This window comes from Acetobacterium sp. (assembly GCF_041752335.1).
GTDB lineage: Bacteria > Bacillota > Clostridia > Eubacteriales > Eubacteriaceae > Acetobacterium.
Genome location: NZ_JBGSHG010000009.1, coordinates 29,541 through 53,409, shown reverse-complemented (window position 1 = coordinate 53,409; position 23,869 = coordinate 29,541). Strand labels below are relative to the sequence as shown.

The 23,869-nt window shown below is 39.2% G+C and carries 21 protein-coding genes and 1 pseudogene; 6 read left to right on the top strand and 16 right to left on the bottom strand.

Annotation, left to right across the window (positions count from 1 at the left end; all coding sequences use genetic code 11):
* Window positions 1-78: 78 nt before the first annotated feature.
* The 10 genes from ACEW8F_RS01765 to ACEW8F_RS01720 all read right to left on the bottom strand — a co-directional run bounded on the left by ACEW8F_RS01765 (window position 79) and on the right by ACEW8F_RS01720 (window position 11,711).
* Window positions 79-252, bottom strand: coding sequence for a hypothetical protein (locus tag ACEW8F_RS01765; protein WP_373481756.1), 174 nt, complete (start codon window positions 250-252; stop codon window positions 79-81).
* Between the two features lie 22 nt (window positions 253-274).
* Window positions 275-1,588, bottom strand: a complete 1,314-nt coding sequence (locus tag ACEW8F_RS01760; protein WP_373481755.1) for an FHA domain-containing protein — start codon at window positions 1,586-1,588, stop codon at window positions 275-277.
* Window positions 1,589-1,608: 20 nt separating this feature from the next.
* Window positions 1,609-1,914, bottom strand: a complete 306-nt coding sequence (locus ACEW8F_RS01755) for a pore-forming ESAT-6 family protein (protein ID WP_373481754.1) — start codon at window positions 1,912-1,914, stop codon at window positions 1,609-1,611.
* A 15-nt stretch (window positions 1,915-1,929) separates the two neighbouring features.
* A complete protein-coding gene (locus ACEW8F_RS01750; RefSeq protein ID WP_373481753.1) occupies window positions 1,930-2,232 on the bottom strand; it encodes a WXG100 family type VII secretion target in 303 nt (100 codons plus the stop codon).
* 11 nt (window positions 2,233-2,243) lie between these two features.
* Window positions 2,244-2,504: a hypothetical protein gene (locus ACEW8F_RS01745; protein WP_373481752.1), complete on the bottom strand. Its 261-nt coding sequence runs from the start codon at window positions 2,502-2,504 to the stop codon at window positions 2,244-2,246.
* 4 nt (window positions 2,505-2,508) lie between these two features.
* Window positions 2,509-7,068, bottom strand: a complete 4,560-nt coding sequence (gene essC / locus ACEW8F_RS01740) for a type VII secretion protein EssC (RefSeq protein WP_373481751.1) — start codon at window positions 7,066-7,068, stop codon at window positions 2,509-2,511.
* The gene (locus ACEW8F_RS01735; protein WP_373481750.1) at window positions 7,061-8,488 is read right to left on the bottom strand and encodes an Mbeg1-like protein; all 1,428 of its coding nucleotides are present in this window, start codon (window positions 8,486-8,488) and stop codon (window positions 7,061-7,063) included. The genes essC and ACEW8F_RS01735 overlap by 8 nt, the downstream gene beginning before the upstream one ends.
* An 83-nt stretch (window positions 8,489-8,571) precedes the next feature.
* Window positions 8,572-9,213, bottom strand: a complete 642-nt coding sequence (locus tag ACEW8F_RS01730) for a hypothetical protein (RefSeq protein WP_373481749.1) — start codon at window positions 9,211-9,213, stop codon at window positions 8,572-8,574.
* Window positions 9,214-9,385: 172 nt separating this feature from the next.
* Window positions 9,386-9,709, bottom strand: a complete 324-nt coding sequence (locus tag ACEW8F_RS01725) for a hypothetical protein (RefSeq protein WP_373481748.1) — start codon at window positions 9,707-9,709, stop codon at window positions 9,386-9,388.
* A 4-nt stretch (window positions 9,710-9,713) separates the two neighbouring features.
* The gene (locus ACEW8F_RS01720; protein ID WP_373481747.1) at window positions 9,714-11,711 is read right to left on the bottom strand and encodes a protein kinase; all 1,998 of its coding nucleotides are present in this window, start codon (window positions 11,709-11,711) and stop codon (window positions 9,714-9,716) included.
* Window positions 11,712-12,014: 303 nt separating this feature from the next.
* On the opposite strand from ACEW8F_RS01720, the gene ACEW8F_RS01715 reads away from it, so the two are divergent.
* Window positions 12,015-13,439: a chitobiase/beta-hexosaminidase C-terminal domain-containing protein gene (locus ACEW8F_RS01715; RefSeq protein ID WP_373481746.1), complete on the top strand. Its 1,425-nt coding sequence runs from the start codon at window positions 12,015-12,017 to the stop codon at window positions 13,437-13,439.
* An 80-nt stretch (window positions 13,440-13,519) separates the two neighbouring features.
* Here the strand turns inward: ACEW8F_RS01715 and ACEW8F_RS01710 are convergent, their stop codons facing one another.
* The 3 genes from ACEW8F_RS01710 to ACEW8F_RS01700 form a co-directional block, all read right to left on the bottom strand.
* Window positions 13,520-13,816, bottom strand: coding sequence for a DUF4176 domain-containing protein (locus ACEW8F_RS01710; RefSeq protein WP_373481745.1), 297 nt, complete (start codon window positions 13,814-13,816; stop codon window positions 13,520-13,522).
* Window positions 13,817-13,931: 115 nt separating this feature from the next.
* Window positions 13,932-14,993 carry a hypothetical protein gene (locus ACEW8F_RS01705; protein WP_373481744.1) on the bottom strand — a complete coding sequence of 354 codons (1,062 nt, stop codon included), beginning with the start codon at window positions 14,991-14,993 and terminating at the stop codon, window positions 13,932-13,934.
* Between the two features lie 245 nt (window positions 14,994-15,238).
* The gene (locus tag ACEW8F_RS01700) at window positions 15,239-15,520 is read right to left on the bottom strand and encodes a DUF4176 domain-containing protein (RefSeq protein WP_373481743.1); all 282 of its coding nucleotides are present in this window, start codon (window positions 15,518-15,520) and stop codon (window positions 15,239-15,241) included.
* A 660-nt stretch (window positions 15,521-16,180) separates the two neighbouring features.
* On the opposite strand from ACEW8F_RS01700, the gene ACEW8F_RS01695 reads away from it, so the two are divergent.
* From ACEW8F_RS01695 to ACEW8F_RS01680, 4 genes are all read left to right on the top strand, one after another.
* Entirely contained in the window at window positions 16,181-17,926 is a 1,746-nt protein-coding gene (locus tag ACEW8F_RS01695; protein WP_373481742.1) for a chitobiase/beta-hexosaminidase C-terminal domain-containing protein, read from the top strand.
* A gap of 105 nt (window positions 17,927-18,031) precedes the next feature.
* Window positions 18,032-18,391: a hypothetical protein gene (locus ACEW8F_RS01690; protein ID WP_373481741.1), complete on the top strand. Its 360-nt coding sequence runs from the start codon at window positions 18,032-18,034 to the stop codon at window positions 18,389-18,391.
* Between the two features lie 8 nt (window positions 18,392-18,399).
* Window positions 18,400-18,831, top strand: coding sequence for a hypothetical protein (locus ACEW8F_RS01685; RefSeq protein WP_373481740.1), 432 nt, complete (start codon window positions 18,400-18,402; stop codon window positions 18,829-18,831).
* A gap of 191 nt (window positions 18,832-19,022) precedes the next feature.
* Entirely contained in the window at window positions 19,023-19,964 is a 942-nt protein-coding gene (locus tag ACEW8F_RS01680; RefSeq protein WP_373481739.1) for a DUF6273 domain-containing protein, read from the top strand.
* 345 nt (window positions 19,965-20,309) lie between these two features.
* Here the strand turns inward: ACEW8F_RS01680 and ACEW8F_RS01675 are convergent.
* Window positions 20,310-20,657: pseudogene (locus tag ACEW8F_RS01675) on the bottom strand (response regulator); the annotation flags it as partial.
* A 284-nt stretch (window positions 20,658-20,941) separates the two neighbouring features.
* On the opposite strand from ACEW8F_RS01675, the gene ACEW8F_RS01670 reads away from it, so the two are divergent.
* The gene (locus ACEW8F_RS01670; RefSeq protein WP_373481738.1) at window positions 20,942-22,024 is read left to right on the top strand and encodes a chitobiase/beta-hexosaminidase C-terminal domain-containing protein; all 1,083 of its coding nucleotides are present in this window, start codon (window positions 20,942-20,944) and stop codon (window positions 22,022-22,024) included.
* Between the two features lie 71 nt (window positions 22,025-22,095).
* Here the strand turns inward: ACEW8F_RS01670 and ACEW8F_RS01665 are convergent, their stop codons facing one another.
* Together ACEW8F_RS01665 and ACEW8F_RS01660 are read right to left on the bottom strand one after the other, a co-directional pair.
* Window positions 22,096-22,812: a hypothetical protein gene (locus ACEW8F_RS01665; RefSeq protein ID WP_373481737.1), complete on the bottom strand. Its 717-nt coding sequence runs from the start codon at window positions 22,810-22,812 to the stop codon at window positions 22,096-22,098.
* Window positions 22,813-22,981: 169 nt separating this feature from the next.
* Window positions 22,982-23,824, bottom strand: a complete 843-nt coding sequence (locus tag ACEW8F_RS01660; protein WP_373481736.1) for a hypothetical protein — start codon at window positions 23,822-23,824, stop codon at window positions 22,982-22,984.
* Window positions 23,825-23,869 lie beyond the last annotated feature (45 nt).

The following is a 23,869-nucleotide window of genomic DNA, read 5'->3' as shown; positions in this document are numbered from 1 at the left end:
CTCATTCCCGTAACATTGTAAACCCAAGTCGATTCCAAAATCAGATGCTTTCATTCTCACTGATTTTCTGCCGATTAATTATTTTTTCAATTGATTCCCCAATTGCTGATATTCACTTGCCGTTTCATACAGGAGTCGCGAACAGATCTCTGAACCGATTCCTTTAAATTCCATGAGTTCATCTGCAATGACCTCCAATTCTTTTTGAATCTGGCGTGTTTCATCAATCATCGCTTCAATAATATGATCCATTGACTCCCCCTATCACTCTTCCCTAACTTGGGATCTCAAATAAAAACTGATTTGACCCCAAAATTATTTTATCAGTTGATTTTATCTTACATTCTTTGTGGGGTTTTAAGCGTTTCTTATTGACACAGACCCCGTTTGTTGATCCTAAATCTGTAATAAAATAATTACCATCGTGAAAAGTAATCAGACAATGAGAACGGCTGATTCCTCGGGCATTCAACGGAAAATCACTATGTTGCGAGCTTTTTCCAATGATGAAAGGCGTTTTCGAAATCGGGATTTCAATCCGCTCTCCCTCAATCAGAATCGGTAGCAAAAGTGGACAATTTCCATAATTTGGTGGCTTTTCCGGATCGGATGTTGTGACTGACGACTCCGAAATTGACTGATATGGATTAATGGGCATTATTATTTCATCAGATTGAGTTACCTGCCGCGGCTCACGTCGAATCACCTGCCGAGGTGAATTAACTACGGGAGGTGTTTCAATAACCGGCTGAACACCAATCGCTCTTGTGTAGTCATCTGATTCCTTATTAATACATTCATCCTGAATTCCCTGAACAACTGGCGCGGATAAATCCTCTGTCCATTTATTGAGAAAGTCAACTATCGTTTGTTTGGCGTGATTGTCGCCCTCAATAACCAACTCAACAATCATCTTCACCGTGGTCGTTTGCTTTGTACTGAATGATACTTCACTCAGCAGCCGATTTAAATATGCCTCTAAATTTTCGGATCTTCCGTCTTTCTCTAACGCTGGCGCCTTCTGAATCACTTCTCCAACTTCGGTCATGATCGCCGTTTCTGAAGACCACCCAACCAACCCAACATTGCCTTTTCCATCGAACTCTACATCTTCATTCTCATCGGCAGATATATCCGGCAATTGCTCAATTAACGGACTCTCGAGAGTTTTGGGGGGAACTTCTGGGTTTTCCAAAGAAATAGCTTCTGCTTGTACCTGATCGATATTCGTCATTTCGACCTGCGAGTTTTCAACTGGTATCCCCATTTTTAATTCGATTTGAAGGGAATAGTCCGCAATGCGAATCGTATCTGTAACATTTACTGGATACTTTATATGTGCTTCTATTCGCTCTTCATTGATGAATGTACCAGAAACTGATCCCAAATCTTCCAGATAGCATTTGCCATTTTCCTGTGTCAGCTGAGCATGACATCGACTAATGGTTTTTTGGGGGATACAAATTTCGCACTGATCCTGATTTCGTCCAATGATCAGTGGTACATCATTTAATTCATAAACATCGCCTTGATCAACCAGAATAAACTGTCCTCTTCTCACCACTCTCCTGCCAGTCATACTTGCCATATTTTCCTCCTATTTTGTGCTTACTTAAACGCTTCGGCATTACGATTGATATTGGTTTCCACCGTATCATAACTTTTTACGGTCTGATCAAGGAAATTGGCATAGCTTTCGATCACTTTTTTGTACTCTTCAAATTGACCGGACATATTCTTCATGTCTTGAACAATCGTATTTCCCGCATCACTTTGCCAGGTACTGGATAGGGCATTTACCTGAGACTGCATATCTGTGAGTTTTGCATCCAGACTCTTATTGAGCGATCGTATGGTTGTAGCCGTCTTGCTAACTTCACCTAATGATATTTTAATTCCTTCTACTACTGCCATTTCTATTTCTCCTCTCTAATTTGTCAGACGCTTTGCGCCGCTGACGATTTCATTTTGTGCCGACTCATACGTTTTTGCGCTATCCGTTAAAAATTGTGAATATTTTTTCATCAGACTGCCCATTTTCTGAAAATCTTCCATGAAACCTTTAATCTGGTTAACAAATGCAAGATTGTCAATCCCCTGCCATGCCGCCCCCATACCATCGACTTCGCTGAAAAGCTGTTTGTAGATTTTTTCATACTCCGCAACGCCCTGATTCAGCGAATCCGCTGTTTTTTTCAATACACTTGGTTGTACACTAATTGCTCGACTCATTATTTTTCTCCTTAGATTAAAATTAATTTTGAACCATTTTTAAGGCCATTTTCCACAATTGTTCGATTGATATCCAACGGAACTCCATTTTCTTTAAAGCAAAGCAGTGATGTTTCATCTCCCTGATAATAGCCCCAGGAAAAATCTTGTATAGCCCCCACCAACAAATTTATCACTTCACTTACTGGTGATAACGGATAGACAAACACATCAAAGGCTGTCCCCGATGACGGTAGGGTTACTTCCACCAGAATTTTTCTTTCAATCCCCAATTAATCAACTCCTTTCTTCTGGATCACTGAATACTTTGATAAAGATAGGCTGTCCTCTTTTTAAATAATAACCGGCATCCTCAGCAATCGACTCATACATTTCGCGGGTCGTTTTGCTGGCTTTTAAAATAAACTGTTCTGTAACGCCATTGCCAATCCACACCCCATCCTTTCCACTGATTTGTTTTTTACACCATGAATCATATGAGTAGTTTGATATCTGACTTTCTTCATCAGCAATGATAAAAAAGATTCGATAGGATGCTTCACCTTTTTCAAGAACAAGTTTTAATTTGTCCTGGCCGTCTTCAGAAAGCTGATTCAGCAGCTTTCCCAATCCTCTGATCAGTATTAACTTATCATCGAATTCCGGTAATGGTCTTTGTTCTCCTTGTGCATCTTTAAATGCATTATTCCGTTTGACCATCTCGTTAAACAACCAGATGATCGTTGGCTCTAAACCGTCATCTGGATAAAGCTGTTCCTCCCCGTCAAGCCATTTAATTTCCAATTCTTTTCCAAGTAATGTAACGACACCATCGAAATATGATTTTTGAATCATATTCTGACTAAAAATCGGGAAAATCATATTGGCTGTCAAATCAGCCGACACCGTTGTAAATTTTGTCTGACTAAGGCCCAGGGGTAATTCGTCAAGGGTAAACCTATCTTTGAAATTAAAATGATCTGGCGTCAGAATTTCAGGTAATACCGGTACTTTAGGGGCTGGGTGACTAAAATTAGTATCCTGTAATTTTCTGCATAAAGTCGAGATCTCGTCAAAAATAATTTCCGGCTCTTCAGCTATTGTTGCGGTCTGAAATTCAAAAGTAGTATCGTGTTTGAAAATCCCACGACCTTTGAAATTTGAAGGATAAATCCCATTTGTATTGCCCAATATTCCCGCATAATCGTTTTGATCATTCAGCTGAAGCACCAAATTTTGTTTAAAGTTCTGTGCAATCCGATAACGAACCGAATTTCCGGATGTCGCCGTAATTACAAAGAAAATTCCGTATTTCATCCCTTCTCGCGTCAACTGACCAAGGCTTTCTTCTAACTCATCATAATTTTCACAAAAACTTGTATAATTTTCGATGACTACCAGAATATTGGGCAATGTCTCCCCACTTTTTTTATTGTAGGTTTCAAGATTACCGCCATAATTTGCAAATTTTCGTTTCCGATTTGCAACAAATTCGGATAACATCTTGAAAAGCTGCTTCACTGCCTCATTATCAGTCGAAAATAGGACATCACCGACTTGAGGGGCTCCTTTAAATGCATTAAGGGTTTCTGAACCGAAATCCAATAAATATAGATTGAGTGTCTCTGAAGAATAATTCTCCAGTAAAGAATAGATCATGGTCTGAATCAAGCCCAATTTTCCACTCCCGGGAGAACCATAAACAATCGTATTTCCCCCTTGTGAAAGGTTGATCTCCATCAATCCTTGCCGCTGATTTGCGGGATCATCGTACTCCCCTATAATAGCTTTAATCTGATTATGATACTCTTCTGTCTGGTATTTAGTGCGTAACTCCATCAGACTCATTACTGGCTTTAGCGGCGGAAGCCATAATGGCTGTATTACTATTCTCTCTTCATTGGCTAAACTTTCGAGATAGCTAACCACTGCTTCAGTTTGCTTTTTCGGTTTCTGGAAATAAATATTCCGATTATCAATTTTTACTGACTTCATTATCTGACCCACTCGATCGATTAGAATCAGTCCATCATCAACCGATTTTACCCAGGTTTCCTCTGGATAATAGGGTGCTCCGCTCCAGGCAGACTGCCCCAACTCAAAAAGTTCGTTAAATCCGACTTGCATGAAAAACCGACCCGTATTTTTGAGCTCCGCCGCATCACCCCGTTTAATCATATCCATGCTGTCAGCCTTTTCTTGAACTTTGAGACAAATTTTCAGCCGGCTATTGCTCCAAATCTGATCATCTACTACTCCAGATGGCTTTTGTGTAGCCAAAATTAAATGAATACCGAGACTTCGACCAATCCGGGCAGCACTGACAAGCTGATCCATGAAATCCGGTTGCTGCATTTTCAGTTCGGCAAATTCATCAGAGATAATGAACAAATGCTGCAAAGGCACTCTAACCAGTTTTTCCCGATATAGCTTCTGATAATCATAAATGTCTATATTGCTCATATTCAAACGAAGCCCGGCCTCTTTAAAAATGGCCTGTCTTTTCGTGATTTCACTTTGTATTGATATCAGTGAGCGTTTGACTTCACTGCCATCCAAGTTTGTAATGGTACCCACCAGATGTGGTAAATTCCTGAAAATATCAGCCATCCCACCGCCCTTATAATCTATAAGAATAAACGCCACTTCATTGGGATGATAGTTGACCGCCATGGACAAAATGAAGGTAATGATAAATTCGCTTTTTCCTGATCCTGTCATTCCTGCTACCAAACCATGAGGACCATGATATTTTTCATGAAAATCAATTCCAAACGTTTCGCCTCGTTCATTTACACCAACCATTGCTTCCAAGCTTAAAGTCGGGTCATTTTCCGCCCAACGGCTGAGACAGTTAAGATGTTCCACCTTTCCCACTTTGTACATATCCAGGAACTCCAGTATCGTTGGAAAATAGTCTTTCTCGATTCCAGAACCCAGATAAACATCTGCAAGGCTTCGGCAAACCAGATCTAGTTCATAATCGGTCAAATCCGGATTAAATCTCTGGTAGGATCCACTGGTATCTTCTTTATCGTATTTTTTCGAAGCGCCTTCCCGTATTTCAATAACTTTTGAGCATTCTTTTGACAAACTGTTAAAATCTCGATAAAAAGACAATATCGAAATCCCCAGATGTTTTTTACCGTCTAAAATTCGTTGAAGAAAATCTGCTTGTGCTCCAATTTTTTCATCCATGACAAAGATTAAAATTTTTACCGGCAAATCATCGATTTCTTCATCGTTCAGGACTTCACGCTTAGAAATCTCCTTCTCCAAATAAGTGCCAATATCTTTGATTTCTTTTTGATTTCGACCAATGAAGCGAACACTCTTATCGCTGTTCCATGTATGGGGCAACCATTTTAAAGGCTGCAACAGTTCTTCCTGGTTTTCTGAATATAAAAATACTAAATTCAGTGAATCATAGCTATGTAAAGTAACCAATTGCACCAGAATACTCTTAAAAAGACGGATCCGGTCATGGAAGTTACCTAAAAAACCATAGTTTTTTTCGTTTTTTAAAGAGAGCGTGATTGGAACATTCTCAAGCAGCTTAGGTCTTTTCACCAGCTGATACATTTTGTTTTTAAGATCGTCTTCTTCCAGCGTAAACTGTTCCTGAGGATATTCAAGCTTGATCTCAAGTGGTATTTGACCGAGCCCCAGCCTCACTTCAAGAAAATCATCCTGCTCGCTTGTTCTTTCCCAAAGATTGGATTCACGGTCCACAATTCGCTGCAAATAAAATTGGGGCTTTTTAAAATTCTCATTAAGTATTTCACCTTGATTTTTTATTTCATTTTCGATTTTTTCTTCGAATTTATTTAAATAACGGGTATATCTGTTGACTCGGTGTTTTTCATTCGCAATCCGCTGTTTCTTCTCATGTCTTCTCGTTAGTGTCGGCCAAAGAACGGTTCCTGCGAGCATCCCTGCCGACATCATCAAACTAGGAAAAGTTGACAGCATACTGCCACCAGCCACCACAACATTGGAAACGGCCATGACCCCAAAGGTAACAGACGTCATCCCCATGGTAATCGTTGGTCCAATCAATAAAAAGATCGGTATTTTCTCATTCTGTGTTGGGTTTGGTGGTGCATCAATACGAATCTGGGGTGCTTGTATCTCTCGTTTGAACCGAGGCACTCGATAAATACAATAACCAGATCGGTAGTCGATATCCGACTCATATTGTCTTGACTTCATTTCAACACTCTGGGATGGATATCGTTTTAAAATATTTGGATTCACTGTAGTCTTATTATCAGGATTATTAATCGCGATAAACGATTTTCCGATCACAATCACCAAGCCCATAATGTAAATGCTGTCCCCTGGAGTCAACTTCCCTTCGGCAATCCGCTTTCCATTGACAAAAATACCATTCGCACTATTTTCATCAGTAATCGTCAGCTGGTCTCGATTAATACTGATGGTCGCATGGTTCCGAGAAATAAACGGAGTCTTAAATACAATTTCATTCGTTTCCAGCTTACCCAGTCTAATAACACCTTGTTTAGGAAGAAGATACTTTGAAAAAGTTTGTCTGTTTTCAGTAATCGGTTCAGTAAAAATCAAAGCCTGTTCATTCGTTTCGCGAAGTACTATTTTATAAAAGGTATTTAATTTGAGACCAACCTGTTCCATCTCACAGTTTTCATCATTGACAATGCTTGCTTTTTTCCCCGAACGCAAGAACCATTGATTGTTTATCCCTTCTATGTTGATAAGGTTTTCAAGCTCACCAAGAACTTCATTTTTGATCCAGAAATTTCCGTAGACTTTTGGTGGTAAAATTAGTGTCTGAATATTCTCCCATTTTATTAAAGTTAATTTCAATGACTTACCCATTCAACCTTTCTGCTGAAGCAATAATTTTATTTTCACAACTCTCAAAAATATCTGCCGCATTATGGAGAAAATCCGAACACGATCTGACTTTTATCATCGCTGCTTCATTGAACTGTTCCATAAATCTGATATTAAAAAAATTCATATCCAGTCCCTTGCACAATTTCAAAGTACTGAAATAATCATCCAGTCGCTTTTGTCTGTATTGAATCCGCTCCAAACGATTCGCCAGATATTGGAGCCTGCCAGTATCAATTTTTATTTCTTGACCTGCCAGATATTCTGAATTTTTTTCCAACCAGTTTGTAGCGGTAATTCTTCTGAACCACTCATTGAAAATCTTCATGGCTTCCACATAAAAGCAACTGCCAACACCTCTGCACAGTTTTTCCAATATCAGAGCCTTTTTCCCCATATCAATCAATATTTCATCAATCGAACTATAATTCTCAGCCGATTTAAGAAGAAGCACAATTAACATGGCTTTTGGAACGGTATTCATTAGACCGCTGATATCGTGGTGTAACAATGCCTCTGCTTCAATTTCTCCCAACAGCGCTACGACCAGGACCGCTATATTCCCAGAACCAATATTACCTTTTGTCATTTGCTTTCCAATCGAATCGCTGACAAGATTCTGCAGATCAGGCGACCATGATCTTGCATCTTCTATCAAGTCATCAAGCAATCCCTTCAATTGCTGATCTTGTTTTGACCGCTCCACCTGATTGTTCTTTGTCATACGCCCAATCAAAAGATTAAATTTGTGATACATCGTTGGATCGTCTTGATTAATCGTTTCGTAACAAATTTCCCGTTTCGCAACCGATCTCAACAATAAACTGACCTTATCTTTTTGGGCAACAATGGCCGTTATTTTTGCATGATTGGTTTCAACTAGTTCACTGTACTTTTTAAAAAACATGTCTGAAAACCCCTGCGAATCAAAGGTTGTACAGGAATCAATTTTCCCTGAATTATCCAATGTTGTGGCATAAGCTGCAAGATTCCCGCCTTTTGAATGGCCGGTAACCATTACATTTGTTTTGTATGACAGATCCTCCAGTACATTTTCTGTATATTGGTAGGCATATTGCTGGTGCTTTGTATCAAATTCAAAGGCACCCTCCACATTATCCGACCATTGCTCAACCGAATCTGCTGTTCCTCTGAAAATAACAATGGCATCACTCGGATCGGCAGATGGATCAGTTATAAAAGTCGCCGCTCGAAAATTATCCGGATAGCCATTATTTCCATTAACACTGTTTGCCAGTCTCATTAAACAAAGATCCGGTCGTTTAAGTATGGACTCAAACACCTGATTCCATTCGTCAGTATTCATTGCTCCAGGTAATTTCCCATTTTCTATGTAACGTTGAACCCCATTTGTTTTAATATTGTTAACGATTTCTTTCACGGTACTGCCGCCATGATCAACCACCCCATCAAAATAAATAAGGCTACTCAGTAATAGTTGATCATCTGCTGAAAATCTACCCATTAGAAATCACCCACTTTTCTGATAACAATGTTCAACGAATAATCAACCTGTATTGTCCGGCGATCGAAAAATTCGAGGTTTTTCAGCCCATTCTTAAAGGTTTCTTCATCTAAAAATCTATATTCTTCATCAGAAATCACATACAGATCAAGATGTGAAACAAGTTTTTTATCCGCCATTTTGACTCCCAAATCTTTGAGTTGAGCTTCTATAAATTGAGTGCCACCAAGCTGGTCAGACGTCACAAAGATATCAATTTGAGACGAAAAATTTTCTTCAAATCTATAAATCTCACTGACTTTAATATCACCATTTAAGCGCTGGGCAAAAATCACTTGGTCAAAACTAATGAAAACTTCAGCTTCACCGACAGACTCTTTAACAAGATCAGCTACGACGCTTTCATAATCATTTTTGATCAATTTCCCAAAATAGCCATCAGCATAGCTACCCATATTGGTCTCATCGATATACTGATGGATTTCGAATTTATCGTCGGGTTTTCCATCAGGATAAACATAAAGGGCATCGTAAGCGTAAGCCCAGTTGGATTTGATTAAAGTATCCGCTTGAAAGATTTCGCCATATTTTTTCTTCGCGTACTCAAGCATTTCATCTTTTATAGCATCATTTATAGTCATGCATCCAACGCCTCCTGTTGCATAATGTCGATAAGGAAACCCATCAAAATATTATTTCACTTGTTAATTAATGATGTTCTTTTCTTGATTATAGAAAAAATCCGATCCCGGCACAATCTGTGACAAATTTTGTGACAGATTTTATTTTAGTTTAGACTTTATAAATTTATTCTTAAAGCTTTTCTGTCGCTTCCTGATCTCCTGAAAATCCGGTTCTTAGCTCATAATTGCTTGAAGGTTCCGCTAGAGAAATGCTATTGACGCTACGGACACCACCCGGCACGCCTTTTCCCTCGTGCCACTTTTTACGTTCAGTAAATACAATGTGATTCATGGAAATTTGTTCCTTAGTTACCTGATACTGGCGATAAGATAAACTGGCATTGAAATTTTCAAATCTTTTACGTCCAATCTGTCGAACAAAAATAATGTATAAAACCACCATCACCAAAGCACCTGCCGCACCCACTAAGATAAAAATCAGCCCTAAACTCATCCACTTACCATCCTTTTGTCTTAATTTCATTTATTTTGGCTGTCAACATTTGTACTTCCTGATCGCTGCTGGAATTGCCAGCTTTTTCCATGGTTTCTTCATAGGCAGATTTGGCATCGCTGTAATTTCTGCTTTCATTCGGCTTCTGGTTTTCCATTTCAATGAACAGCCAGGCTTCCTGAAGCGGCACCGTATAGTCATCCGGATATTCTGTCTCCATTTTATTTAATACTGCGAAAGCTGCATCAAAATTACCAGTTTCCTGTTCAATAATAGCAATATTTCTGAATAGATATGGTCTTGTGTAGCCAACATCTAACAAGCTCTGAAACGCCTTTTTTGCTTTTTCGTAGCACTCAGCTTGACCATTTTTTGCGATGCCATAATAAGCTTCCCCCAAATATTCATTAATACCAACATCCATTTTTCCAGCCGTTTCAGTTTGATAGGTTTCCAACAGTGTCACTATCGCTGCATAATTTTTTTCGCCTTTATATAATCTCGCCAAAGATAAACATGCTTTACGTTTCAAATCCGTTTTTTTTGTCTCACTGATTACTTTTTCATAACTCGCTCGAGCTTTTATATTATCTCCCTGTCGTTCTGCAATCTGTGCCAGAAGATAATCCGCTGCATCAGAATTTTCAACTTCTTGCTGAAACACTGATACAACTTCCTCCGCCTGATCAAACTGTTTTAAGCCACAATAATCCATTCCCAGAACAAGATTATGCTCAACCGCTGGACTCAACGCCACTCCATCCTGCAGGTATGGAAGCGCCTGCTCGAATTTGTTTGATTCAAAATAAGCATTACCAATAAGATAGGCAATTTCAGCATTTTTTTTGGCTTCCTCGTCTTTTTGATATAATTCAATCCCATAGTTAATTACTTCATCAAAATCACCTTGACGTGTGTATACTTCCATGATTCCCTGCTGAGCTGTCAAACCTTCCGGCATAAGATCTACACCTTTCTGGAATTCATCGATAGATTCTTTTACTTTCCCCTGATCCAGCAATTCTGTCCCTGAACTAATGATGGTGTTATATTGCTGCTCTTTTTCCAGTTTCAAATTATAAAATCCTAAAGGAATCATGGCCATAAAGCACACAAACCCCAACGTCAGCAATGACATTTTTATGGTTTCTCTGGATCTTTGTTTCTGTAGGAACTGATTGAACGGCTCAACTTTTGCGATATCATATAAAATCTGATCGAAGTGAAAATATCGTTGGTTCGGATCAATCGCTATCGATTTTGATAGGATTGCAACGACCCCAGGTGAGCAATTTTTTTTTAAATTATTCTTCATTATCCCAAAACCGCTTCTTGGATGTTTTCGTGTACTCTCCGGTTTTAAACCAGTGGCAACCATATACATTGTCGTTCCAAAACCATAAATATCGGTCTGCACTGTTGCACTTGCTTTTGAAAATCGCTCTGGAGCCGTGTATGAAAGTGTTCCAATCACTTTTTCATCGACTTCGTCTACTTCCGACCTACTCCTTGCCAACCCGAAATCAATCAGCTTGATTTGTCCTTCTGGATTGACCATGATGTTATCCGGTTTGATATCACGATGAATTATTCCCTGTTCATGAAGATATTTGACGGTTTCGGCAACTTGTCCCATCCAAGCCAGTAAAATTTTTTCATCAATTTTACCATTATTCTTTACAATCGTTTTCAGAGAGTCGCCTTGAACATATTCCTGTACAATATAAACAAAATCATCTTTTTCCAGAACTTCAATGACTTTTGGTATGCAGGGATGGTTTAAATTCTTTAATGCATACGCTTCTGCAAAAATATCCAGGTTTACGTTATAACCCTGTTTATCTAAAACCTTGATCGCACGCTCGATGGATAAATTATCATTGCTTTTCGCATAGAAAACAGCCCCCATTCCGCCACAACCAAGTAGACCAATAACAATGTAACGTCGACTAAATACTTCATAGATCCTCTGTTCTATATTTATTAACGCTTTTCTTTCCAATGAATTTCACTCCATAAATAATTTGCTCTGTTTCAGCAAATTGTATTTTAACTACTGTTTATATTATAAATCAATTTGAATAAAAATCAATATCATGTTTTTTTATTATATTTTTTTTATCGTAATTCATATTTTATTGATACTATTACTTGATATCTACTGAATTGTGATATATAATTTAAATTAATATGCTCTTTTGCGGATAGTTCCAACTTAAAATAAACTTCCAAATAAAATTAGTTAAATCTCATAAATATAACTTTAAATGCATTTTTGAAATTTCATTTTTGATCGGAGGAAATCATGCGTAAATATAAAAATCTACATCCTATTGATATCAACACTACTCAGCCCAATCCCAATGCGGCAAGTCAATTTGATAAATCATCCTCCCAACTTGATATCGAACCGACCGAACAACTAACCGACGAATCTTTGCCCGTTCAGGACAAGCATCGACGAAAACGTTTTCTCATCGCCGGCGTTGCTGCTGGAGTTCTGATTCTGGCTGTCCTTGCCTTCCTCATTCCGACTCAGATGAAAGCGTCTGAAATCAACAAATCCCTTGACCTTGGCGAAAAATATCTGGACGAAGGCAATTATGAGGAAGCGATCCTCGCCTTTAATGATGTCATCACCATTGATGACAAACAGGTCAAAGCCTATGAAGGTAAAGGCGAAGCCAATATCGGGCTGAAGAACTACACCGAAGCCGAAACCCAGCTGGAAGCAGCCCGAGCCATTTCAGAAACTGACAACGGCAGCGTTCTGCTTGCCGATGTCTATCTGAATACCAACCGCCAAGACCAGGGTAAAACCCTTCTTGATGGGGTCATCAGCAACCAGCTCAGTGACACCCGGGTGATTGTCCATGCATCCAGACTCTATGGCGCCCTCAACGACTATGCCACCATGCTGGATCTGCTGGAAAAGAAAATTGCCGATACTAAAGACAAGAATCAACTGAAAAAACTCTTTGATGAACTGATTGGGGCCTATGTCAAAGCCGGGAAATCCGAGGCTGAAATCATCACCATTCTTGAACGAGCAGCCGAAGCCACCGGTGATTCCAGTTATCTGGATAAAAAGGCCAGTTACAGTGTCAAAAAACCGGCCTTCAATCTGGCTTCCGGAGAATATCAGGGGGCTCAGAATCTTGAAATCGCAAAGGGCGCTCCTGTCGATAAAATCTACTACACCCTTGACGGCAGTGAACCGGGGATCACTTCAACGGAATACACGGCTCCTATTGCCCTGCAGCCGGGCGAAATCACCGTGAAAATCATTGAAGTCAATGAGACCGGTGTAAAAAGTCCAGTTCAGGAAAATAAATATTCGATAAAACAGAATAAGCTCTCAAACGAAGAATTTATCAATAAGCTATATGGTGTCTGGTATCAGGAAAATTTAAGTGGTCGCCTAATTTATTTTTCCAATAAGCATATACGTATTGGAAGATGGGGATCCGATCCTTCTGACGGAGACTTTCAAATTGAAAATACCACAGAAAATGGTGGTGCAATCTTCATTGCAGATTTTGAGGCGGAAGGCACCCACCGTTCTGCTAAAATTATATTTGATTTCGGAACCCCAGGTGACAATAGAATTAACGTGACGAATGATGCGGGCATCCGTTCTGATTACATTGCCGCAGAGTATCTTGGCAACAACCAATATCGTCTGCCCGCATCCCTTAATATCCCGGGAAATATTACCACCATGAACTAATGCACCTAATCAGAATTTCCAAAAAATTCAAAAACCGAAGCATCTGTCTTCGGTTTTTGTTATCTTTATGTCTTTTGGCACTAATTATTTAAGCTTTCCTTGTTTTCATAGAATTCGGTCAGGCATTTAATAAAATTCTGGCGCTCAATGTCTTCAAAGCCCTTGAAAAATACTTCTCTGATATCTTTATGATAAAAAAGGTATTGAAACTCATTACCTAGATTTCCCTCCGGATACGGAACCCCAATATAATCGTATTCCACTTCAGGCTTTTCCGGATTTGACTGTATGACACCAAAAATCATTAATTTTTTTGTGCCATTTTTTAGAACCACAACGGTTCCTACGGGCAGATACTCACTGGTATTTTTTAACATCCTTATCTTCCTTTCATCTACTACTGGAGAATTTGCAAAACTACATTTATTCTCCCTCTAAGATACCTATCTATACCGACAACTTACGATCCGAACTGAGGATTTACTGCCTTCGTTACAAACCGACAAAATTCAAAAAGCCATCTGAAACAGTTTCCGTAAATCCTTTATTTGTATGCATCACGTTATTCGTGACCCAATCCAGGCCGACCCCGACTCCAACCGTAACAACCCCGACCGCAACTGTAGGAACAACTACTGGCGCCCCCCCTACGATAATCGCGCCAACTCCAACCGCTACAGCTGTACCGATCGCAACATCTTTTACAATATCGATAGTGGATTCTGTTATTGTTTCAGCAACAGCCCGTTGTTGGGAGATACCCTCTGTTTTCATTTCTTCTTGATTATCAAACGCATGTACCGCAACGGTCAGCGCTGCCCCTGCCACTTTAAATGCAGCTTTTCCACCAATTTTAAGATCATCCAAACCTTCTTTCCATTGGTATTTCAGATTTTTTAAAAAACGTTTGCTATAGGTGGAGGCTTCTGAGGCATGACCTGAAAAAACATCACCTAATCCAACCAATTCTTTAAAACCATTCTTGGTTAACTTTGTCGTACCATTAACGACTGTATCTATTCCACTATGTGTCCAATCATAGAGGCCTTCAAGCACTTTATTCCCGTCTTTTACATATTCCGCCAGTGATGATGCCCCGGTATCCGTAAATGAGAATTTACCTGTCATTGCCCATTGCGCAATTGCCCCAGTAAAAAAAACTGTTGCCTTTCCAACCCCGCCAAATTCGCCAAGCCCGTCTTTAATACCTTTAAACCCAACCTTTAAATTTTCAAAAAAAATGGCTTCATCTGTAGTTTTTCCCTCAGTATTAAGGTTCTTTGCACCCTTATTTTGAAAAGACTGATTAATCCTTTGCTCTGCTGCAGTATAAATCGAACACGTCTTTGAAAGAGATTCTGATAACTTTAATAATCTATGATTCACATCATTGACTCTGATACTGAGCTGATTAATCGAACGTAAAGCGTCAACACCCTGAAGGCTGTATTGAAGGGCTCTGATTTCTGACGAAATCCCCCCAACATTTCGAGCGATCGATTGCGCGCTCAAAGTCATTTCCTCTAATTTGTCAAAATTTACTTTTATGCTCATTTTTAACCTCTTCAGTTTAAAGCAACCGACTTCTCAGACTGTCCATTTCGGTTGCTATGGATTTCATTTCCGTTTGAATGTTACTGATCACATTTCGATATACTTCTGCATCCTTTCCTGAATATGATGAACCCAATTCCGATAGAAGCTTGTTCAGCTTCTCTGCTTCGCTCCTCAACTTCTTTGATAAATTCATCAATTTCTTGGCTTGGACAGCGTAAATTATTGAATTTTTCATATTCACCTCACTTAAACACAGAAGCATTATCAAAATTCAGTTGTGTTTTGACAAAATCTTCTTCTTCCGCATCTGTCAAACCAGAATAGATAACTTCTCCAATTTGATTTCTGTTAAAAAAGAAAACAAAATCATCATCAATGTACCCCTCTGGAAAAAGACACCCAATATAGTCAAATACTTTTTGTGATTCAACATGTGTTTCTTTCCTACCATAAATCATCAGCCGCTTTGTTGTCCCTTTTAAAAGAACAACAGAACCCAACGGAAGAAATTCTGCCATTTTCATCTTTCCCCTTTTCTTGTTGATTAAACCCTTTTAAAACTTTCACAACATGTTTACCCATCCGATCATACTACCTATCCTTTTTCATTTTAACAAAGTGACTTGCTTATAACAAGATGTGACAATGCCTGTGACATTAAAGTTAAACTTGAAATGACTTTGATAAAAATTAAAAGTAATCAAACGCTGATTGAATCCGCTAAGGCGCTATTTTCAACGTATGACACTTCACAACTCTCATCCAGTATTGCTATAAAAACAATTTTTTTTGTTCTTTTGACATTTATTAGATAATTTTATTATAGAACAATTTCTAAATTAGTCAAATCACAATTTCTGAATTAGAATATTTTTTTCTTATTTTTCAAAGTATATTGCAATAAATTTAATTTTTTGTTGTCACAAACGCTGTCACATCTTGATTTAATTTTGAAAGAGTATATAATTAAACAAAATGTTATTTTATTAATTTTATATGAAATTAGATTTCTATCAATTCATTGACAAATGTTAATCATCGAGAACATTTCTTGATATTAATCAAATTATAATTTTATTTAAAAGCAATATAATAATCGATGTGTTTTTTACGAACGTACTATTTAAATCAATTTAATAGAATTTCATGTAATTTATGAGATTCTCAGTAAATGAGGAGAAGTGATGAAACAAAAAAAATCAGATCAAGATTGCAAAACTGTCGAAGAAATCCTACTTGACGATAACTCAAAAGACGAAAACCTGTCCGATCATGAATCCCATCGACTTTCGGAGCCTTCCGACGAGAAAACCGAGCTGCTGATCAACCAAGCGGAATCTTCGACGAAGAGCAACACTTCCGAATTCATCGTTCCGGATTTTTCTTTGGATGTTTCCTCTGACAAAATCAACGATGAAACAGAAACGCTTATTGATATTTTAAAAGGAGCAACACCCTCTTTGGAAATTGACGACACTCCTGACGAATCAGTGAATACCCTTCCTGAACAGGATGTCCTTTCCAATTTTAGCACTCAGACGGAGTCCCCTTCAGCTTTTTCCGATGACGGGGATGAACCGACCGAACAACTAACCGACGAATCTCTGCCCGTTCAGGACAAGCATCGAAGAAAACGTTTTCTCATTGTCGGCATTGCTGCCGGGATTCTGCTTCTAGCGGCCCTTGCATTCTTCATCCCAACTCAGATGAAAGCCTCTGAAATCAACAAGTCCCTTGACCTTGGCGAAAAATATCTGGACGAAGGCAAATATGAGGAAGCGATCCTCGCCTTTAATGATGTCATTACCATTGATGACAAACAGGTCAAAGCCTATGAAGGCAAAGGCGAAGCCAATATCGGGCTGAAAAACTACACCGAAGCGGAAACCCAGCTGGAAGCAGCCAAAGCCATTTCAGAAACTGACAACGGCAGCGTTCTGCTTGCCGATGTCTATCTGAATACCAACCGCAAAGACCAGGGTAAAACCCTTCTTGACGGGGTCATCAGCAACCAGCTCAGTGACACCCGGGTGATTGTTCATGCATCCAGACTCTATGGCGCCCTCAACGACTATGCCACCATGCTGGATCTGCTGGAAAAGAAAATTGCCGAGACTAAAGACAAAAATCAACTGAAAAAACTCTACGATGAACTGATTGGGGCCTATGTCAAAGCCGGGAAATCCGAGGCTGAAATCATCACCATTCTTGAACGAGCAGCCGAAGCCACTGGTGATTCCAGTTATCTGGATAAAAAGGCCAGTTACTCGGTTAAAAAACCTAGTTTCGGTTTGGCTTCCGGTGAATACCAGGGAACTCAAAATCTTGAACTCATCAAAGGCAATCCTTCCGATAAGCTTTATTATACTCTCGATGGCAGCGAACCGGGGATCACTTCAACCGAATACACGGCTCCCATTGCCCTGCAGCCGGGCGATATCACGATTAAAGTGATCGAAGTCAATGAAGTTGGCGTCAAAACACCTGTACAGGAAAGCAAGTATGCCATTAAACAGAATAAACTCTCAAATGAAACATTCATCAACCAGCTGTACGGATACTGGTATACGTATGAACCTGAGGAGATTCTAAAATTTTCGAATTCTAGTTGTATTTTTTTAATAAAAACGTGGAGTGCTGGCGGAGATTATCAAATTGTTGACACTTCAGAAAACGGCGGTACTATTTTTATACAAAATTATTGTGTTGAAGGCACATATCCAGGGCCACAAAAAATTGAATTTGATTTTGGAACACCAGGGGATGGTATTATGAATTGCAGGTTCACCAATGTAAACACGGGAGAAACCTACAACTGGTTGCAATTTACTTCTGCTAAAGACCTCGGTAACAATCAATATCAACTTCCTACTGGATTTAAATCAAATAGTTTTAAATCATTTAATGGACAGGTATGGCCCCTTAATTAATATTTATCTTTAAAAACCCGATTTTTTGATCATAGCTATGGTTATTTTATATATATCCCCTTTAATATCAAAAGGGTAAAAATAAAAAATGAAGGAGAAAGTAACTTGAAAAAATTTAAGCAATTATTTATTGTCCTTATGGTATTGGCCGTGGTTCTTTCATTTTCCGGGTGTACACAATCATTCAGTATTGATGGTATGTGGATATCACCAAATGGAATGATTATCACTTTTCAGAATGGCTCATCCAGCGCCTCATTGTTTGGTTTTAACGGCGGCCCAAACGGCAGTTATGAATTATCTGAAAAAACTGATAGCAATGGCGATTACACCTTATACGGGTCGCACTTAACCGGGGGAACCGTTGAATATAGTATAAATGTTGTTAACAATGATGAAATTGTTATGACTCTTAGATCAGAATCCTCTTATGCCCCCAATTCGATCACTTTGGAAAGGAAATGAGGCGAACTATGTTAAGTGCTTTTTTAAAACTCAGTACCAAATCAAAAGCGTTAATATTGATTTTTGTAATATCTTTAGTTATGGTCACTTTCTTTGGCAACAAAGATGCCGGTGGCATTACATATTATGATAATTACTATGAAGCTGGCAGTCTGCTTGATCCTAATGAGTATACTGATTACGGTTATGCGTTTAGTTACTCGGGTGACGCTGGAGAATTGAATCGACAATTGAGAACCTTACGAAATCAAAACATTATCTACGTTATAGCTTATGGGATTGGGGCTGTTACCTCTTTGTGGTTACTACTGCGTGAAGATGATGTCAAAGATTTTTTATTAGAAGTTCGTTCTCTATCCATGGAGAGGATAACAAACTATAACGTTGCAACTAAGAAGAGTGAAATAGACGATGACATAACCGAAGAGCTTATGAAGTAATAGGCCTATGAAAAGATTTAGAACAAACTAAAACAAGAATTTTAACACCCACTTTTTAAAACTTCCCTCGTATCGATTAGTGCTTTTTATTCTACACCAGCTACTGCGAGACCTATAACGCAAGGAAATACACCCTATCGGGTTACTAAGTAATAACTATTTTAAAAATATTGCAAAAGGAGGATTTTGCCATGAACTATGCTTACGGAAAGCCAAGCGAAAAACAGCAAAGAAATTGCCCTACTTGTGGCTTTATCTTTACAAATAACGGAAGTTTCTGTCCCGAGTGTGGTGCAAAGAGGGTATGTAGCGACGAACAAGCCCCAATCAAAAAAGACAAGTACAAAAGCAAAAATAGGAAGACGACACTAATTATAGGTTTGTGTATTGTTTTATGCATTATAAGTTACTTTATTTTCCAAACAATTATCAAACCAGCAGTTACATATAATAATGCCATGTCATTGATTGAAGACCAACAGTATAAAGCAGCTATTGACCAGTTAAATGAGCTTGGAGATTACAAAGATAGCGAAGAAAAACAGGCGAAATATCAGCTATTACTAATCAATCAGGCAAGTGTAGGTGATGTGGTAACATTCGGCAGTTATAACCAAGATAAAATAAAATACAATTTGAATGAGCTTATTGAATGGCGAGTGGTAACAAAGGAAGGTGATAAAGTCTTATTGCTTTCAAATAGTAGTCTTGATCGGCAACCATATAATAACACCTCATCAGATACCACATGGGAGACTTGTTCTCTTCGTTTATGGTTAAATGATATATTTTTAAACAGCGCATTTTCAACTGAGCAACAGTCATTGATTGCAATGTCTAATTTGACAAATGCCAATAATCCAAAATATGCTACAAATGGAGGGAATAATACACAAGATAAAGTGTTCGTTTTGAGTGTCGTTGAAGTTGAAAAATACTCTCTTTATACAAAAGATTGGACACCCTCATCTGGGTCTAATGGATGGCGATTACGTACACCCGGTAAGTATGGAAGTTATGCAGCAACTGTATATAATTATGACGAATACATCGACTACTTTGAATACAGTTCTACCACTGAACCGTATCCAATTCGCCCTGCTATATGGGTTTATATGAACGCTAATGTATAAAGCTTTACTTCCTCGTGAAAATATCATTTAAAATTTTGTCAAAAATGACAAACAGATTCTAAATAAAACAAAGATTAAAAAGACTGACATCAACATCACTTTTTGCAGTGACCACGGTTAAATAATAAGTAACAGGTTATTTATTGAAAATAAAAATGTAGAAAAAGCGGGAGATATTCGCCATAATGTTACTGAAGTTGATGACTATTCATTTGTTGAATATAAAATACTTACAATATTAGGCAAAAGTGATTCCGTGCAGAGTATTATGCTATATATTATTTATTAAAGATTTTGAACGACTACATTTTGAAACATAGTCTCTGAATGACCGCTTCCGGATCCCAGCTGAGCCTGAATTTTTGCCACCACCACCGTTAAAACGAAGGGTTTGGCAATAAAATCATCCCCACCCATGTTCATGGCCATGACGATATTCATGTTGTCGCTGGTGGATGAGATAAAAATTATCGGCACCTTGGAAATCCTACGGATTTCACTGCACCAATGGTAGCCGTTAAAAAAAGGCAGCGAGATATCCAAAAGCACCAGCTGGGGATCATAGGCCACAAACTGATCCAGAATATGATGGAAATCCGCAACTATTTGGGTTTCCAGTTCCCATTTGTCCAAATGATTTTTCAGTGCCCTGGCAATAATCTGATCGTCTTCGATAATTAGTATTTTATACATGCACACCATCCTATCTTTTTCTGATCATCGGCAAAGCAAAACATACATGCTTCGTTGCCGCTTATGCACCATTATAAATCAACCAAATTTCAAAATCCATCTGACAGATTGTTGTTTTTTATAAAAAAACTTTCTCATCAGCCATATAAAAGAGATTTATGGGTATAGATTTAATATAGACCCTGTGGATTTTTCCAATTGTCGATTACTGGCCATTCGTTTGAAATTGTCGCAACCATAATTATTTTGCGTTTTGATTCCAACCCGGACAAGGAGGGTTTAAAATGAAGGATCACGAATACCAGTCGGATAACCGTGAAGACTCACCGGCGAACGACGAATTAAATTGGGCTGAACTGGAACGGACAGAAGTTGATGCAGAAATAGATTCCAGCCAGACGTCCGCCACCGTACCCCCTGCCAATCAGCCGCCGAAAAAAGGCAAAAAAATACTGATCATCATCCTGGCAATTGTCGGGAGTCTACTGATTCTAGCCGGTCTCACTTTTTTCCTTTACAATCAATTTGCCACACCCAATTTGACCAGTGAAGAAAAAATTGAAATAACTACCGATCAGGAGGAATTGAAAAAGCTCTATGACGAACTGCTCAGTTCCTATGCGACCTCCGGAAAATCTGAGGCTGAGATTCTCGCCCTACTGGAACGGGCCGCCAAAGAAACCGGGGATCAAAGTTATCTAACGAACAAGGACAGTTATCTGGTTAAAAAGCCCAGCTTCAACCTGGCCCCGGGCACCTATGAGGGCACCCAAAATCTGGAAATCATCAAGGGTAACGCCGGTGACGCGGTCTATTACACCATCGATGGCAGTGTTCCCAATCAGGCCTCGGCCAAATATACCAGTGCCATTCCCCTGCCCATTGGCGAAACCACGGTTAAAGCCATGGCAGTGAGTGCCAAAGGTTTTTCCAGTCCGGTAATCGAAGGCCAGTATATCCTGACTAGTCCTCAAATCACAACCCAATCCGTTCTTAGTGAGGAGGAGTTTATCAATCGCTTCTATGGTGTCTGGTATCGGCCCGGTACCGAAAATGTGCTGACTATTTCCCAAACCACTTACCGGGAATACATCCCCACCCCACTCAGCGTCGCCAGTGGTGACTATGTCGTTGTGTCAACCACTGAAAATGGCGGTATTATCAAGGTTCTGGATTTTACCGTTGACGGTTACAATGCCGGTGACACCCTGATTGAATTTGATTTTGGAACCCCCGGCGATAATCAAATGCGGCTTCGTCATGAGGGTAAATCCTGGTGGGACTATACTGCTGCCGAATACCTTGGCGGCGGTGAGTATCGGATCCCCTTTGAATTTGCCGGAAAGGATGTCTTCACCCTGGATTAACTTTCTTTGCTTTACACGATAAAACTCCCAGTCACGTGACTGGGAGTTTTATCGTGTAAAGCTATTAAATTCTACTCCACACTCCAGGCTTCCACATTCGGCACAGTATTTTCCTGTCCGGTGTCCGTGCTATAGGTATAGAGATATTCAACGGTTCCCCAGACCGTAACGGTCTGATTTTCAACCAGGGCCTTCTCGCCAGAATTCAACCGATAATAAACCTGAACGATCTGATTGGGATTATCATTGTAGTACAAGAGAAAATCACAAAAGTATTGCTGATTTTCATAGTTTTCATAAACCTGATAAACCCGACCTGTAATTTTTACTTTCTTTCCAGTTTCATTATTGGCATTTTCACGTAGTTCAGCATAGGTTGATTCGACGGTCTGGCCTTTAAAAGCGTCCAGTCTGGTTTTTCGTTGTTCTGTGGTTTCCTGATAATAACCCATGTCAAAATCACCCTCATAGATCACTTCGCCATGATAATTATAAAGCTTTCCGGCACCATCATAACGATTATCGGTGTAGTTACCCTCGTACAAGAGCTTTTTTTCGAAAGACTCTTTCCCTTCACCATTCAAAAGATCGTTTTGATAGTTGCCTTCCTGAATAAACCCATCATCCCAAACCGTTTTTCCAGTTCCTTCAAAATGCCCCTTTTCCCAGGCCCCTTCATAGGTCCAGGCTATTTCATCCCCGTTCGATACGGTAAACTTTCCCGTACCATGAGGTAAACCATCCACCAGATCCCCTGTGTAAACACCAGTTTCGTCTCCTGATTCCATCGTTAACGTGAGCTCCTGATCGGTAACCGATTCAGAGTTATTCCCCGTCGCTGAACATCCTGTAATTATCAGAACCAAGCTAACACTTATCAGCATTATTACTATTTTTTTAATATTTAATCACCCCTTTCAATATCAAACATTTTCCCAATTCGAAAATAATCAATTTTTACTCCACGCTCCAGCCTTCCATATTAGGAATAGTATATTCTTGACCGGCATCGGAGGTGTAAGTATAGAGGTATTCAACGGTGCCCCAGACCGTCACCATTTGACCTTCAACCAAAGGTGATTCTCCCGAGTTTAAGCGATAATAGACCTGCACCATCTGATTGGGATCGTCATTTAAATCCAAGATAAAATCACAGAAGTATTGCTGATTTTCAAAATTTTCATAAACCTGATAAACTCGTCCTGTCATTTTGACTTTCTTTCCGGTTCCATTTTTGGCATTTTCAAGTATTTCGGCATAAGATAATTCAGCAGTCTGGGCTTTAAATGGATCCAATCTAGCTTTCCGCTGCACTAAGGTCTCATTATAGTAACCCATGTCAAAATCGCCTTCGTAAATCACCTCGCCATAATAATTGTAAAGCGTACCCTGTCCGTCATAACGATTATCGTTGTAATTACCGTCGTATAAGAGATTCTTATCAAGATATTCTTGTCCCGACCCATTTAAAAGATCATTCTGGTAGTTACCTTCCTGCATAAACCCATCTTCCCAGACGGTTTCTCCCATTCCCTGAAAATGGCCTTGTTCCCATGCTCCTTCATAGGTCCAGGCAACTTCATCCTCATTGGAAGTAGTAAAAACACCGGTACCCTGGGGTAAACCTTCTACCAATTGACCAGTATAAGTGCCCGTTCGCTCTCCAAATGACAAGGCCAAGGTAATTTCCTGATTTTTCACCGACTCCGACTTGTTGCCAAAAATTCCCGGGATCAGCGAACAGCCTGACAGGAATAGGGCTAAACCAATGGCTGACAGTATCAATATTAATTTTTTCATGATTGACCACCTCTTTTCTGTTTATTAAACCTTTTCGTAAAACCT

What these genes read in the sequence shown, in the direction of transcription:
- ACEW8F_RS01665 (WP_373481737.1), bottom strand. Translation starts at nt 22,812, where the DNA reads ATGGAATCAGGAGACGAAACTGGTGTTTACACAGGGGATCTGGTGGAT.
- ACEW8F_RS01710 (WP_373481745.1), bottom strand. Translation starts at nt 13,816, where the DNA reads ATGTTAAAAAATACCAGTGAGTATCTGCCCGTAGGAACCGTTGTGGTT.
- ACEW8F_RS01660 (WP_373481736.1), bottom strand. Translation starts at nt 23,824, where the DNA reads ATGAAAAAATTAATATTGATACTGTCAGCCATTGGTTTAGCCCTATTC.
- ACEW8F_RS01765 (WP_373481756.1), bottom strand. Translation starts at nt 252, where the DNA reads ATGGATCATATTATTGAAGCGATGATTGATGAAACACGCCAGATTCAA.
- ACEW8F_RS01680 (WP_373481739.1), top strand. Translation starts at nt 19,023, where the DNA reads ATGAACTATGCTTACGGAAAGCCAAGCGAAAAACAGCAAAGAAATTGC.
- ACEW8F_RS01685 (WP_373481740.1), top strand. Translation starts at nt 18,400, where the DNA reads ATGTTAAGTGCTTTTTTAAAACTCAGTACCAAATCAAAAGCGTTAATA.
- ACEW8F_RS01695 (WP_373481742.1), top strand. Translation starts at nt 16,181, where the DNA reads ATGAAACAAAAAAAATCAGATCAAGATTGCAAAACTGTCGAAGAAATC.
- ACEW8F_RS01750 (WP_373481753.1), bottom strand. Translation starts at nt 2,232, where the DNA reads ATGAGTCGAGCAATTAGTGTACAACCAAGTGTATTGAAAAAAACAGCG.
- ACEW8F_RS01670 (WP_373481738.1), top strand. Translation starts at nt 20,942, where the DNA reads ATGAAGGATCACGAATACCAGTCGGATAACCGTGAAGACTCACCGGCG.
- ACEW8F_RS01755 (WP_373481754.1), bottom strand. Translation starts at nt 1,914, where the DNA reads ATGGCAGTAGTAGAAGGAATTAAAATATCATTAGGTGAAGTTAGCAAG.
- ACEW8F_RS01730 (WP_373481749.1), bottom strand. Translation starts at nt 9,213, where the DNA reads ATGACTATAAATGATGCTATAAAAGATGAAATGCTTGAGTACGCGAAG.
- ACEW8F_RS01760 (WP_373481755.1), bottom strand. Translation starts at nt 1,588, where the DNA reads ATGGCAAGTATGACTGGCAGGAGAGTGGTGAGAAGAGGACAGTTTATT.
- ACEW8F_RS01700 (WP_373481743.1), bottom strand. Translation starts at nt 15,520, where the DNA reads ATGAAAATGGCAGAATTTCTTCCGTTGGGTTCTGTTGTTCTTTTAAAA.
- essC (WP_373481751.1), bottom strand. Translation starts at nt 7,068, where the DNA reads ATGGGTAAGTCATTGAAATTAACTTTAATAAAATGGGAGAATATTCAG.
- ACEW8F_RS01715 (WP_373481746.1), top strand. Translation starts at nt 12,015, where the DNA reads ATGCGTAAATATAAAAATCTACATCCTATTGATATCAACACTACTCAG.
- ACEW8F_RS01705 (WP_373481744.1), bottom strand. Translation starts at nt 14,993, where the DNA reads ATGAGCATAAAAGTAAATTTTGACAAATTAGAGGAAATGACTTTGAGC.
- ACEW8F_RS01725 (WP_373481748.1), bottom strand. Translation starts at nt 9,709, where the DNA reads ATGAGTTTAGGGCTGATTTTTATCTTAGTGGGTGCGGCAGGTGCTTTG.